We start from the raw sequence: 13,437 nt of genomic DNA on the forward strand, positions 1-13,437 counted from the left end.
TTCAGTTCTGAATGAATGGAAGAAGCTATGCTTCGACCAATCGCGTTTGGTGGCGATGGCGGAGGGGTTCCACACGTACCCATCCCGAACACGACCGTTAAGCCCTCTAGCGCCGATGGTACTTGGACCGCAGGGTCCTGGGAGAGTAGGACGCCGCCAAGCGGAACCCCAATGGGGTATTTTTTTTCGAATGATAGGGGCCTTTAGCTCAGTTGGTTAGAGCGCACCTCTGATAAGGGTGAGGCCGGTGGTTCGAGTCCACCAAGGCCCATAGTAACTTCATAAGAAATACATGTATGGGGCCATAGCTCAGCTGGGAGAGCGCCTGCCTTGCAAGCAGGAGGTCAGCGGTTCGATCCCGCTTGGCTCCACCATTTTCCCTGATAGCTCAGTTGGTAGAGCACTCGACTGTTAATCGAGTTGTCACAGGTTCGAGTCCTGTTCGGGGAGCCAGTAAGGCCCGTTGGTCAAGGGGTTAAGACACCTCCCTTTCACGGAGGTAACAGGGGTTCGAATCCCCTACGGGTCATATTTTCGGAGGCTTAGCTCAGCTGGGAGAGCATCTGCCTTACAAGCAGAGGGTCGGGGGTTCGATCCCCTCAGCCTCCACCATATATTTTTTTAAATGACGCGGGGTGGAGCAGCCCGGTAGCTCGTCGGGCTCATAACCCGAAGGCCGCAGGTTCAAATCCTGCCCCCGCAATTGTAGCTTTCCTAACCGAAAGTGATCTGGAACCGTGGTGTAGTTGGCCTAACATGCCTGCCTGTCACGCAGGAGATCGCGGGTTCGAATCCCGTCGGTTCCGCCATCTTTATATGGCTCGGTAGCTCAGTCGGTAGAGCAGAGGACTGAAAATCCTCGTGTCGGCGGTTCGATTCCGTCCCGAGCCACCATTAATAAAACAATTTGATACGCCGGTGTAGCTCAACTGGTAGAGCAACTGACTTGTAATCAGTAGGTTGGGGGTTCAAGTCCTCTCGCCGGCACCACTTTATGGAGGATTAGCGAAGTGGCCAAACGCATCAGACTGTAAATCTGCTCCCGTACGGGTTCGGTGGTTCGAATCCATCATCCTCCACCAGTTCTATTATGAGTCATTAGCTCAGTTGGTAGAGCACCTGACTTTTAATCAGGGTGTCGAAGGTTCGAATCCTTCATGACTCACTTTTATTATATGCGCGTGTGGCGGAATTGGCAGACGCACTAGACTTAGGATCTAGCGTCTTTGACGTGGGGGTTCAAGTCCCTCCACGCGCATCCCTTATTTTGCGGAAGTGGCTCAGCGGTAGAGCATCGCCTTGCCAAGGCGAGGGTCGCGGGTTCGATTCCCGTCTTCCGCTCCAATATTTGCGCCCTTAGCTCAGCTGGATAGAGCGTTTGACTACGAATCAAAAGGCCGGGAGTTCGAATCTCTCAGGGCGCGCCATTATAACTAAATTTAAACTATGCCGGCGTGGCGGAATGGCAGACGCGCTCGACTCAAAATCGAGTGGGAAACCGTGGAGGTTCGAGTCCTCTCGCCGGTATATTTAACGGGATGTAGCTCAGCTTGGTAGAGCACCTGGTTTGGGACCAGGGGGTCGCATGTTCAAATCGTGTCATCCCGATTTTTTTGTTTATGCGGGTGTAGTTCAATGGTAGAACTTTAGCCTTCCAAGCTAATAGCGTGGGTTCGATTCCCATCACCCGCTTTATATATTGAAGAAGAAAGAGACACAATCTGTGTTCTCTTTTTTTTTTTGCATGAACAAGAAGTTAGTCCCCTTTTCCTATATTATGTGGCCAAGTCTCCGTCATATTCTTCAGCTATTTTCTCAATTAACATTCAATCCACATTCAGCGAACTCTCTTGTTACACTCCAAGCTAATATTTGTTGATCATTTATACCTTACATTCCTCCAGCATCGTACGATCTCACCCCTTATTTTACGCAAATCCAACCTAATTTTAATAAAACGCTTTCAAAAATAGCTTGCGAAAATGCTCAGCCTGTAATACCATATAAATTAAGCGCTTAACCTTTAGGGGTAAGGCGCTTAAACTTAACTTAGATTAAGCGCTTAACCCGTAAAGGAAAGGATGGCGATCAATTCATGACAACGATTCGACTAACGATGGCTCAGGCCTTGCTTCGATACCTGGATCAGCAGTATATCTCGGTAGATGGGGTAGAGACCAAGTTTGTAAAAGGAATTATCGGAATATTTGGACACGGGAATGTAACAGGCATCGGGGAAGCATTAGAACGCAGCTCTGGAAGCCTGACGTATATGCAAGGTAAGAACGAACAAGGTATGGTGCACACAGCTGCAGCGTATGCCAAACAGAAAAACCGCAAACAGATCTACGCATGCACTACATCTATCGGCCCTGGTGCACTGAATATGATTACTGCCGCAGCAACAGCAACGGTGAACCGGATTCCGGTATTGCTTCTCCCAGGAGATAACTTTGCTACAAGAGAGCCAGATCCAGTATTGCAACAACTTGAAGTAAGCAGTGACTATACCATATCGGCTACAGATCCGTTCAAAGCGGTCAGCAAATACTGGGATCGCATCGTGCGCCCGGAACAGTTGATGGTTGCAGTTACCAATGCTATGCGTGTATTGACCGACCCAGCTGAGACAGGAGCTGTTACGCTGGCATTACCTCAGGATGTGCAGGCAGAAGCGTATGACTACCCGGAATCTTTCTTTGCCCGTAAAGTGCATTATCTGGATCGCAGGCCACCTGTTCAGGCAGCCATTGAACGGGCAACGAAGCAGATCACCCATAGCAAAAAGCCCCTGCTCGTTGCGGGCGGCGGGGTGCTGTACTCTGAGGCATCTGCACAACTGATCGAGTTCGCCGAAGCTTTCGGTATTCCAATTGCTGAAACGCAAGCAGGCAAAAGCGCAGTATCTTGGGAACACCCGCTTAATGTGGGGGCCATCGGGGTTACCGGTTCTCTGGCAGCCAATCGCTTGGCTAAAGAAGCAGATGTCGTGATCGGCGTGGGTACGAGGTTCTCCGATTTTACCACGGCCTCACATGCTGCTTTTCAAAATCCAGAAGTATCCTTTATCAACATCAACTTGAATAGTATGGATGCTGCCAAGTTAGGCGGGGAAGCTATCCTGGCTGATGCCCGTGAAGGCTTGCAGGCGTTGCAACAAGAATTGAAGGCACAACAGTACAGCAGTGCATATGGTTCATCTGAAGTGGCTGAACTTCGTGATCAATGGAATACAGAAGTGGATCGACTCTACGCTGCGGAGCATGAAGCCGGTCTGGCGCAGACCAAAGCCATTGGTATTGTAAATCGCACGATTGATCCATCCTCGGTAATTGTCTGTGCGGCAGGTAGTCTCCCAGGGGACTTGCACCGTTTGTGGCGTACTGCTGAGCCGAAGACTTATCACATGGAGTATGGGTTCTCTTGTATGGGATACGAGGTCAGCGGTGCATTCGGAGCAGCACTTGCAGAGCCGGATCGTGAAGTCTACGCCATGGTGGGTGACGGCAGTTACCTGATGTTGCATTCTGAACTGGTTACAAGTCTGCAGGAACAGAAGAAAATGACGGTTCTTTTATTTAATAATAATGGCTTCCAGTGCATTCATAATCTGCAACGTGAACATGGCAGTGACGGATTCGGGAACGAGTTCCGTTATCGTGAAACAGACAGTGGCCGTTTGACGGGTGAGTATATGCCTATGGATTTTGCGGCTCACGCTCGCAGTATGGGAGCGAAAGCATATCGTGCGGAAACCGCAGAGCAACTGGAACAGGCACTTCGGGATGCCAAGAACGAGACGGTAACAACATTGATTGAAATTCCGGTTGTACCGGGGACCAACACGGGCGGATATGAGTCATGGTGGAATGTCGGCGTACCTGAAGTATCTGTTGAGGAGAAAGTCGTTCGTGCCCACGAGACGATGAAATCAAATCGTGGTAAAGCAAAACGGGTGTAATTCACGCTACTAATCTCATCTACTCATTTATTTTATAAATAAATCTCTTCTCATAAAGATAAAGTCTGACAAAGCTGAACAACAAAAGGAGCCGTGGAATCATGAGCAAGCTGCCATTCCAGCTTGGGATTCATCCGATCAATTGGGTCGGCGAAGATGTGAAAGAACATGGTGATCATACAACTTGTGCGCAGATTCTGGACGATATTCAGCGTCTGGGATTGAAGGGTACTGAGATGGGACGCAAGTATCCGACCGATCCCGCTACACTGCGTGAAGAACTGAGCAAGCGGAATATTAATCTGATCTCCCAGTGGAAATCCGTACTGTTCTCCGATCCGGCATATCGCCAAGCGGAGCTGGACGATTATCGCAGACATGCTGAATTTCTGCAGTCCATGGGCAGCAAGGTCATTAGTACAGCCGAGGTTGGCGGGTCACTTCATTTTGATCCAAGACGGACACCGAATGAAAAAGAAGTGCTTAGACTCAGTGATGCCGAATGGCATGTTCTTGCTGAAGGTTTGAACCAAGCTGGTGCCATTGCTCAGGAGTATGGGCTGAAACTCACCTATCACCATCACGGAGGCACGGTAGTTGAGCAACCTGATGAAATTGATCGTTTGATGGAGCTCACAGACCCATCACTGGTGTACTTACTCTTTGATACAGGCCATGCCTATTATGGCGGCGCTGATCCACTTGAGGTGCTGCGTAAACATTACGACCGGATTGCCTACATCCATCTGAAGGATATTCGCCCGGATGTGCTGGATCAGGCACGAGCGGAGCAATCTGACTTTGTTGGCTGTATTCGCAGGGGGGTATTCACGGTACCAGGAGATGGTTGCATTGATTTTGCACCGATCCTGCAGGAACTGATCACTCGCGGGTATAACGGCTGGGCGATGCTCGAAGGAGAACAAGATCCTGCCATTCATAATCCGTATGAGTATGCAAAACGCTCTCTGAGTTACATGGAGTCTCTGTACTAGGGTAGTAAAGACAACGCAACGAAAGACTGCTAGCCAGCCTAGCCTCTATATGTGTAGCAAATTAAAAAGAACCAATATGAATTCATATAAATGGAGTAAGAATTATCTCCTAACCAATCGAAATTTCCACCATAGAAAGGGGCTCAAACGCAATGACTTACGTATCCTTTCCAGCATCCAGGAAGAAGGATTTCACTGCCATTGGCCGCTTGTGCATCGATTTGAATGCCAATGAGATCAACCGTCCGATGGAAGAGACGATGACGTTCACCAAATACGTTGGCGGTTCTCCGGCCAATATTACAATCGGCATGTCCAGACTTGGCATGGAGACGGCTTTCATCGGCAAAATCGCAGGTGATCAGATGGGCAGATTCATCCAAAGTTATCTGGAGAAGAACGGGATCGACACCTCCAATGTGGTGACTGATAACACGGGGGCAGTAACCGGACTTGCTTTTACCGAGATCAAAAGCCCGACAGACTGCAGTATTTTGATGTATCGAGACAACGTAGCGGATCTTTTATTGCAGGCTAGCGAGGTACAGGAGCAACTAATTGCGGATTCCAAAGTGTTGTTGATCTCCGGTACAGCTCTCGCACAGAGCCCATCACGGGAAGCAGTTATTCAAGCTCTGACTTATGCAAAAAAACATGGCACTGTCATCGTATTTGATTTGGACTACCGTCCATATACTTGGACATCGGAAGAAGAGACAGCAGTCTATTATAACCTCGCTGCCGAGAAATGCGATATCATTCTGGGAACACGAGAAGAGTTCGACATGATGGAGACATTTGAGAATAACCCGGATCATAATGATCAGGTGACAGCACAGAAATGGTTTGATTTTTCAGCGAAAATCGTTGTGATCAAGCACGGAAAAGAAGGCTCCATCGCGTATACGCGTGAAGGGCTCTCGCACCGGGCTAACAGTTACCCTGCTCGTGTCGTAAAAACATTCGGTGCAGGCGACTCCTACGCTGCGGGATTCCTCTACGGCTTAATGCAAGGCTGGACGATTGAGCGCAGTATGGGTTACGGAAGTGCTGCAGCAAGTATCGTTATCTCCAGTCACAGCTGCTCGGATGCAATGCCGACTGTAGAACAAGTGAATGAGTATATCGAACGCTGCAACCGGGGCGAGATTATTCCGTCTTGATGCAGCCGTAAACAGATGGCTTTGTTCTAGATGATCCATGTTGGATCAATGGGAATTCGTGATACGAAAATACGCAATGGATAGGAAAGAAACGCATAGAAGTAACGCACATAAACGAGGGGAGACAACACACATGGGAAAAGGGACTTCAGAAACGTCTGCAACAGTGACGAACGTACAAAACTGGATCGGGGGTACTTGGGTAACCCCGACAACGACACGAACCGAAGCGGTTGTTAACCCGGCTACAGAAGAGATTATTGCATACGTACCGCTGTCTGAACAAGCGGATGTGGATCAGGCCGTACAGGCTGCACGGACAGCATTCAAATCATGGAGCACCACACCGGTTCCTCGCCGTGCCCGCATTTTGTTCCGTTATCAGCAACTACTGGTAGAGCACTGGGAAGAGTTGGCTAAACTGGTGACACTGGAGAACGGTAAAAGTTATGCCGAGGCTTATGGTGAAGTATTGCGCGGGATTGAGTGCGTTGAATTTGCGGCAGGTGCCCCGAACCTCATGATGGGCAAACAGTTGCCTGACATCGCTACAGGACTGGAATCAGGCATGTACCGTTACCCAATCGGGGTCATCGGCGGAATTACTCCGTTCAACTTCCCGATGATGGTACCGTGCTGGATGTTCCCGCTAGCGATTGCTTGCGGTAACACATTTGTTCTGAAGCCGTCAGAGCGTACTCCGCTCCTGGCCGGACGTTTGGCAGAACTTTTCAAAGAAGCGGGACTTCCAGACGGCGTACTCAACATCGTTCACGGTGCACATGACGTTGTAAACGGATTGCTTGAGCATAAAGAAGTTGCGGCTATTTCCTTTGTCGGTTCACAACCTGTTGCTGAATACATCTACAAAACAGCTTCTGCACACGGCAAACGTGTTCAGGCACTTGCTGGTGCGAAGAACCACTCCATCGTTATGCCGGATGCTGACCTTGATCTGACCGTAAAAGAGATCACAAGTGCAGCATTTGGATCAGCTGGCGAACGTTGTATGGCTTGCTCCGTTGTGGTTGCTGTTGGCGATGTGGCGGATGCTTTGGTACAAAAGCTGGTGGAAGCGGCGGACCGGATCAACATCGGTAATGGTATGGACGAAGGTGTATTCCTGGGACCGGTAATCCGTGGACCTCACAAAGAGCGTACACTGGGTTACATTGAGTCAGGTGAACAGGAAGGCGCAACCTTGATTCGGGATGGACGTAAGGATCAAGCGACAGACGGCTCCGGTTATTTTGTAGGGCCAACTGTATTTGATCATGTAGATAGCACCATGAAAATCTGGAAAGATGAAATCTTCGCTCCAGTACTTTCGGTGGCAAGAGTAGAAACGCTGGAGGAAGCGGTAGAACTGGCAAACCGTTCAGACTTTGCTAACGGGGCATGCCTGTTTACTCGCAGCGGTGCGAATATGCGCCAGTTCCGTGAAACGATTGAAGCGGGTATGCTGGGCGTTAATCTGGGCGTACCAGCTCCGATGGCCTTCTTCCCATTCTCCGGTTGGAAGAAATCCTTCTACGGTGATCTGCATGCTAACGGCACGGATGGTGTAGAGTTCTACACTCGCAAAAAAATGGTAACTACACGCTGGTAATCGATCAACGCACAGCGTACAGCATGCAATACAGGGGCTGAGCAAGGGCTCAGTTCCCAGACACCATAGGGATGCAAATAGGGAGGATAACGGAATGGGCAAGGACAAAGTAAGAATTGGCATCATTGGTGCTGGACGTATCGGCAAAATCCATGCAGACAACCTGCTGCGTAACCCGAATGCCGAGATTGTAGCGATCAGTGATTTGTTCGCAGGACCTGAACTGGAGGCGTGGGCCTCTAAACGCGGCATCTCTGTTGTCACCAAAGACAGCAGTGAGCTCATTGCTATGCCAAACATTGATGCAGTATTAATCTGTTCTTCAACAGATACACATGTACCGTTGATCGAGCAAGCAGCACAAGCGGGTAAACATATCTTCTGTGAAAAGCCGGTAAGCATGGACTTGTCCCAGACCGAAGCGGCTGTAGCGGCTGTAGCAAAGGCTGGCGTGAAACTTCAGATCGGATTTAACCGCCGCTTTGACCACAACTTCAGAAGAGTACGCTCTCATGTGCTGGAAGGCACGATTGGTGATCCACATATTCTCAAGATTACTTCCCGTGACCCGAGCCCACCACCTGCGGAATATATCCGGGTATCCGGCGGAATTTTCATGGATATGATGATTCATGATTTCGATATGGCCCGTTATTTGTCCGGCAGTGAAGTAGAGGAAGTTTACGCCAAAGGCAAGGTACTCATTAACCCGGTATTCGCAGAACATGGTGATGTGGATACAGCCATCGTTACGTTAACGTTTGCTAATGGCGCAATTGGTGTGATCGACAACAGCCGTCAGGCCGTGTACGGATATGATCAACGTGTGGAAGTATTCGGTTCGCTGGGCAGCGCTTCGGCGGATAATGATCATCCGAATACAGCGGAGATCAGCACAGCAGCTGGACTGATGCGCGACAAACCACTGCACTTCTTCCTTGAACGTTACAATGAAGCATATGTGCAGGAGACTGCTCTTTTCATCGATGCCATTATTCATGATAAACCCGTCATTGTAGACGGTAACGATGCAGTACAGGCAGAGCGGATCGCTTTGGCAGCCAAGATGTCCATGGAGCAGGGAAGACCTGTGAAGATGACAGAAGTTCCAGGTGCATCGCGTGAGACGCAACCGGCAAATTAAGTAGAATTTAGTAGAAGTTGCAAAGCAATTTTCTCTTCAAAATGAATGAATGTTATCTATGTCAAACACACAAGGATCAGATCAAGTGATAGCAGACGAGTATGGAAGGAGTGGATCAATAACATGTCAGAACTTATTGTAAAACCTGCCGCAAACCCGGAGGCAGACGGGACAATATTAACGGTGACACCGGAATCTGCTGGCTGGGAATACGTCGGATTTCAGGTTGCGAAACTAGCAGCAGGGGAGAAGCTAAGCCGTGAGAGTGGAGACCAGGAGCTATGCGTGGTGCTTCTCAGCGGGCTTGCGAATGTAAGTACTCGGGAGCATACATGGGAGAATATCGGGAAACGCATGAGCGTTTTCGAAAAAATTCCTCCGTACTCTGTCTATGTGTCCACGTCAGATCAGATTGAGGTTACGGCACTTACCGAGCTGGAGATCGCGATTTGTGTTGCTCCAGGGAAAGGTACGTATCCTTCACGCTTGATCGCTCCTGAGGATGTAGGTGTGGAAGGGCGCGGTTACGGCAATCTGGAGCGTCATATCCATAACATTTTACCGGAGCAAAAGGAAGCCGATAGCCTGCTGGTCGTTGAAGTGTTCACACCGGACGGTCACTGGTCGAGCTATCCGCCGCATAAACATGATCGGGATGCGTTGCCGGATGAATCACTGCTAGAGGAAACGTATTATTTCCGTGTGCAGCCGGAGCAGGGATTTGCCATTCAACGCGTGTACACCGATGATCGTTCTATGGACGAGACGCTTGCCGTGAAAAACGGCGAGGTTGTGCTTGTGCCGAATGGATACCATCCGGTAGGTGCGCCTCCGGGATATGAAGTCTATTATTTGAATGTGATGGCTGGGCCGACACGAACGTGGAAGTTCCATAACGACCCGGATCATGAGTGGCTTTTCAAAAAGTAAAAGTCATAAGTAATTTCGTCTTCACATTGCGTAAGCAGTATTCCCCCTTCATAATAAGAAGAGAATAATCATCTATGTATAATGAATTTATATATAGCACAAATGGGGAAAAACGATGAAAGCAACCATTTACGATATAGCACGCGAGGCGGGGGTATCGATTGCCACCGTCTCGCAGGTGATTAACGGCAAAGGCAAGATCAGTGAGAAGCGCCGTGCCGAGATTATGGAGATCATGGAGCGGCTTCACTATCAACCGAGCGCAATTGCTGCCGCACTGACAGGTAAACAGACGTATACGCTAGGCCTGCTTGTGCCGGATATTTCGAATCCGTATTTTGCCGAACTTGCCCGGGCAGTAGAGGATCGTAGCCGCCAGTTGGGATATAGCGTGGTGATCTGTAGTACGGATAACAAGGACGAGCGAGTAGAGCGATACCTGAACCTGTTGCAGCAAAAAAGAGTCGACGGCATGATGATCGGAACCGGGATCGATAATGCCGAAATTCTGTCACCGCTCTTGCAGCAGTCGATGCCTGTTGCGCTGATTGCCCGCCATATGCCCGCGTTGTCAGTGCATACGGTCACCATTGACGATAGACTTGGCGGCTTATTGGCTGCGCAACATCTGCTTGAACTTGGACATACGCGTCTGGCAGTTTTGTCTGAGCCATCCAAAGTCAGTAGCAGTCAGGAACGGATACGTGGCTTCCGTGAAGCATTAAATAAGGCAGGATACGTACTGGAGCCTGATCAGATCCGTGAATCAGCTGCAGATCTAGGCTCTGCCAAACAAGAAGCATTGCGGCTACTCGGTGAACAGAATCATCCGACAGGCTTATTCTGTTGTAATGATATTCAGGCGATTGGTGCACTTCAAGCAGCCAAGGAGTTAGGACTACGTGTACCGAGAGATGTATCCATTATCGGATTCGACAATACGATTCTTGCTTCAGTAACGAGTCCACCTCTGACCACGATTGCCCAACCAATTGAAGATTTGGGCCGTCGGGCAGTGGATTTGTTGATCGATGAGCTAAAGGATGAACAGAAGGCTCCACAAAAAATTGTACTTAAACCCGAGTTGGTGGTTCGGGATTCGGCAGGCCAAGCACCAGCAGAGCTGCGTAAATAGTCGTAGCATTTAATGTAAAACACGGGATCTAACCGTACCTGTTGATTATTTATCTGCTGCGGTACCATGCAAAGTTTCAATGGTGTCTGTGACACATAACCAAACAGTAAACAGACCTCATTATGCACCATCTGGGAGCATAATGAGGTCTGTTTTTTTATATCTATAATACTGATTTTTTGATTTAATCAGCTTGGATATGCATTTCCTTTTGCAGAGGTCATCCGTATCGATATTGAAGATTACACTTTAAACTTTTTCACCTCGTCGGCCAATGCTTTGGATTGCTCAGCCAATTCATTAGAGCGCTCGGAGATGCTGGTAATATAATTGAATTGCTCTTGTGTGGAAGAAGCCACTTCTTCCGTCGAAGCAGCGCTTTGCTCCGACATCGCCGCAACGCTGGAGATCACCTCGGCAACTTTGCCAGCATTGTCGTCCAGTTCCGTCGTAGCAGAGGAGACTTGTTTCAACTGAGCTTCAATACCTTCAATCGACTGTTGAATGCGGACAAAGGATTCACGCATATTGTGCACGGCAGCAACCTGTTGCTCCACACCCTGCTCAGCAGTGCGTACTTCGTTAACACTCATGCCGCTGGCAGTCTGAATTTCATTCAGCAGTATGATAATGTCTTTGGCAGAATCGGCAGATTGCTCGGCAAGTTTGCGTACTTCTTCTGCCACAACAGCGAAGCCCCGTCCGTGTTCACCCGCTCGTGCAGCTTCAATCGAAGCATTTAACGCCAGCAGATTGGTTTGAGAGGCGATGCCTTGAATCATAGCAACGATGCCCTCAATCTTCTGAGACTTGTCGGCAAGCAGTGTAATGGATTCACCTACCCGGTCAATGGAGTGACGATTGCCGTCTGCCAGTTCAACCTGGTGATCCACGGCTTGCAGACCTGTGAGCATCGCTTCACCGGCGTCACGTATCATCTCCACCGATTGTTCTACACTGCGGTTAATACCCCCAACATTGTCACTCATAATAGCCAGACGACCTGATCCATCGTAGACGGATTCAGCTTGTGTGCTGGAGCCTTGAGCCAGCTCATCTGTGGCAATCGAGATTTGTTCAGCAATTCGTTTGGTATTTTCCGTGTGTTCCTGCATCTCTCCTGATATGCCGTGTACCCGGTCAGCCGAGGTGGTGACTTGGCGTAGCAGTGTGCCGAGTTGATCAGACATTTGGTTAAAGGCGATGCCGAGTTCGGCAAATTCATCTTTGCCCTTCGCGTTAACCCGTCCCGTGAAGTCACCGCCTGACATTTGCATGGAAGTCTGGTGCAGCTGTTTCAACGGTTTGATGAACAGTGTCGCAATCCAGTAAGCTCCTGCCAGTACAGCCAGAAGTGTAGCTCCAATAATTAGAATATAGTTATTACGCAACTGATAAAATTCAGCATAGGCAAGTTTTTTTGAAATCACGGAACCAATCACCCAGCCTGTACTAGGAATCTGGTTATAGAATAACAAATAATCTTCCCCGTTATATTGAAACGACTTCTCCCCTGAAGGATTGCTCTGCATATCTGCGAGCAGGGGACTTAATTCTGGATTATCCTTGGCAGAGGTGTTCAACATTTTATCCTCTGGATGGGCGAGAATCATCCCATTTTTGTCTATCAAAAAGGAGTACCCGAGTCCGTTTAGATTAATTTTATTAACTGTATCCTTTAAGGTAGAGAGCAATAAAACGCCTGAGACGACTCCTTCTAGGCTCCCTTGTTTATTATGAACAGGCATAGCCATGGAAATAGCGTATTTTTTAGTCATCATATCCTGATAAGGGTCAGAGAATATTAAGGTAGATGCTTGTTTGGCCTGTTCATACCATGGGCGTTCACGTGGATCGTAACCTGCATCCGGTGACCAATCTGATCCGTTCATGAAGGTGCCATCTTTCTCTGAGCCAAAGTATAGATCGGATAGATAGTCCTTATTATCGCCCATGTTCATTATTTTGAAATAATCCTCTGTAAGCGTGCCTTCAGGCACAGCTTGTTCGATTACAAAGCCTAAGGTTTCGACGACCTTGGCATTGCTCGCAATCCACCCCTCTAACTGGTTAGTCGCTGAATTCATTAACCCATGAAGTAGAGATTTGACGTTATGGGTAGCCTGATTTTCTGTTTGATACAAACCAAGAAGGGCAAGAGGCAGTGCAGTAACTAGCACAGAGGCCATAAACATTACCATTAATTTAGGTTTGAGCTTCATATTATTCCTCCTAGTATGTTAATTCTCTGTTGAATGAAACTCATGTGATGTTACAGAATCCCTTCTATTCTCTGTAGTTGCTTTACCCCATGAAAAGTTCGATAGATCCGTAACCCACATGTTAAAAAAACACAAGCGAAATAACGATTATGATAGTGTGGATTACAGCTCTGGTATATGAAATATATCGTCATTATTAAATTAAAATGTATAGCTTTCCGCGAGATCTTGTATATTTATACTTCTTACTTGAAAACGCTCTTTCTAGACACACGGAG

Annotated in this window: 8 protein-coding genes, 17 tRNA genes and 1 rRNA gene; 25 read left to right on the forward strand and 1 reads right to left on the reverse strand. The window is 48.4% G+C overall.

Going from position 1 to position 13,437, the window contains the following annotated elements; translation table 11 throughout:
• The first annotated feature begins 45 nt into the window (after positions 1–45).
• The 25 genes from rrf (at position 46) to MHI38_RS17845 (ending at position 10,937) form a co-directional block, all read left to right on the forward strand.
• A 5S ribosomal RNA gene (gene rrf, locus MHI38_RS17725) occupies positions 46–162 on the forward strand.
• Positions 163–197: 35 nt separating this feature from the next.
• A tRNA-Ile gene (locus MHI38_RS17730) sits at positions 198–271 on the forward strand.
• A 27-nt stretch (positions 272–298) separates the two neighbouring features.
• Positions 299–374, forward strand: a tRNA-Ala gene (locus tag MHI38_RS17735).
• Between the two features lie 3 nt (positions 375–377).
• Positions 378–453 (forward strand) — tRNA-Asn (locus tag MHI38_RS17740).
• 4 nt (positions 454–457) lie between these two features.
• A tRNA-Glu gene (locus tag MHI38_RS17745) sits at positions 458–529 on the forward strand.
• 7 nt (positions 530–536) lie between these two features.
• A tRNA-Val gene (locus MHI38_RS17750) sits at positions 537–612 on the forward strand.
• A gap of 17 nt (positions 613–629) precedes the next feature.
• Positions 630–703 (forward strand) — tRNA-Met (locus tag MHI38_RS17755).
• Positions 704–731: 28 nt separating this feature from the next.
• A tRNA-Asp gene (locus MHI38_RS17760) sits at positions 732–809 on the forward strand.
• A gap of 9 nt (positions 810–818) precedes the next feature.
• Positions 819–894, forward strand: a tRNA-Phe gene (locus MHI38_RS17765).
• Positions 895–914: 20 nt separating this feature from the next.
• Positions 915–990, forward strand: a tRNA-Thr gene (locus MHI38_RS17770).
• 6 nt (positions 991–996) lie between these two features.
• Positions 997–1,082, forward strand: a tRNA-Tyr gene (locus tag MHI38_RS17775).
• Positions 1,083–1,092: 10 nt separating this feature from the next.
• Positions 1,093–1,165, forward strand: a tRNA-Lys gene (locus MHI38_RS17780).
• A gap of 12 nt (positions 1,166–1,177) precedes the next feature.
• Positions 1,178–1,258 (forward strand) — tRNA-Leu (locus tag MHI38_RS17785).
• 11 nt (positions 1,259–1,269) lie between these two features.
• Positions 1,270–1,344, forward strand: a tRNA-Gly gene (locus MHI38_RS17790).
• A gap of 6 nt (positions 1,345–1,350) precedes the next feature.
• A tRNA-Arg gene (locus MHI38_RS17795) sits at positions 1,351–1,427 on the forward strand.
• 21 nt (positions 1,428–1,448) lie between these two features.
• A tRNA-Leu gene (locus MHI38_RS17800) sits at positions 1,449–1,527 on the forward strand.
• A gap of 7 nt (positions 1,528–1,534) precedes the next feature.
• Positions 1,535–1,608, forward strand: a tRNA-Pro gene (locus tag MHI38_RS17805).
• Between the two features lie 13 nt (positions 1,609–1,621).
• A tRNA-Gly gene (locus tag MHI38_RS17810) sits at positions 1,622–1,692 on the forward strand.
• Between the two features lie 403 nt (positions 1,693–2,095).
• A complete protein-coding gene (gene iolD / locus MHI38_RS17815; RefSeq protein WP_308723559.1) occupies positions 2,096–3,961 on the forward strand; it encodes a 3D-(3,5/4)-trihydroxycyclohexane-1,2-dione acylhydrolase (decyclizing) in 1,866 nt (621 codons plus the stop codon).
• Positions 3,962–4,062: 101 nt separating this feature from the next.
• Positions 4,063–4,956, forward strand: coding sequence for a myo-inosose-2 dehydratase (gene iolE / locus MHI38_RS17820; RefSeq protein ID WP_341181481.1), 894 nt, complete (start codon positions 4,063–4,065; stop codon positions 4,954–4,956).
• A gap of 152 nt (positions 4,957–5,108) precedes the next feature.
• Positions 5,109–6,119, forward strand: coding sequence for a 5-dehydro-2-deoxygluconokinase (gene iolC, locus MHI38_RS17825; protein ID WP_341181482.1), 1,011 nt, complete (start codon positions 5,109–5,111; stop codon positions 6,117–6,119).
• Between the two features lie 133 nt (positions 6,120–6,252).
• Entirely contained in the window at positions 6,253–7,728 is a 1,476-nt protein-coding gene (locus MHI38_RS17830; protein WP_154985912.1) for a CoA-acylating methylmalonate-semialdehyde dehydrogenase, read from the forward strand.
• Between the two features lie 94 nt (positions 7,729–7,822).
• Positions 7,823–8,872, forward strand: a complete 1,050-nt coding sequence (gene iolG / locus MHI38_RS17835) for an inositol 2-dehydrogenase (RefSeq protein WP_341181483.1) — start codon at positions 7,823–7,825, stop codon at positions 8,870–8,872.
• Positions 8,873–8,995: 123 nt separating this feature from the next.
• The gene (gene iolB, locus MHI38_RS17840; protein WP_154985910.1) at positions 8,996–9,802 is read left to right on the forward strand and encodes a 5-deoxy-glucuronate isomerase; all 807 of its coding nucleotides are present in this window, start codon (positions 8,996–8,998) and stop codon (positions 9,800–9,802) included.
• A gap of 115 nt (positions 9,803–9,917) precedes the next feature.
• The gene (locus tag MHI38_RS17845; protein WP_090924982.1) at positions 9,918–10,937 is read left to right on the forward strand and encodes a LacI family DNA-binding transcriptional regulator; all 1,020 of its coding nucleotides are present in this window, start codon (positions 9,918–9,920) and stop codon (positions 10,935–10,937) included.
• 242 nt (positions 10,938–11,179) lie between these two features.
• Here MHI38_RS17845 and MHI38_RS17850 read toward each other — a convergent pair whose 3' ends face one another.
• Positions 11,180–13,159 carry a methyl-accepting chemotaxis protein gene (locus MHI38_RS17850; protein WP_154892219.1) on the reverse strand — a complete coding sequence of 660 codons (1,980 nt, stop codon included), beginning with the start codon at positions 13,157–13,159 and terminating at the stop codon, positions 11,180–11,182.
• Positions 13,160–13,437: the final 278 nt, after the last annotated feature.

Origin of the sequence: Paenibacillus sp. FSL K6-1558 (assembly GCF_038002565.1) — a bacterium.
Taxonomy (GTDB): Bacteria; Bacillota; Bacilli; order Paenibacillales; family Paenibacillaceae; genus Paenibacillus; species Paenibacillus polysaccharolyticus.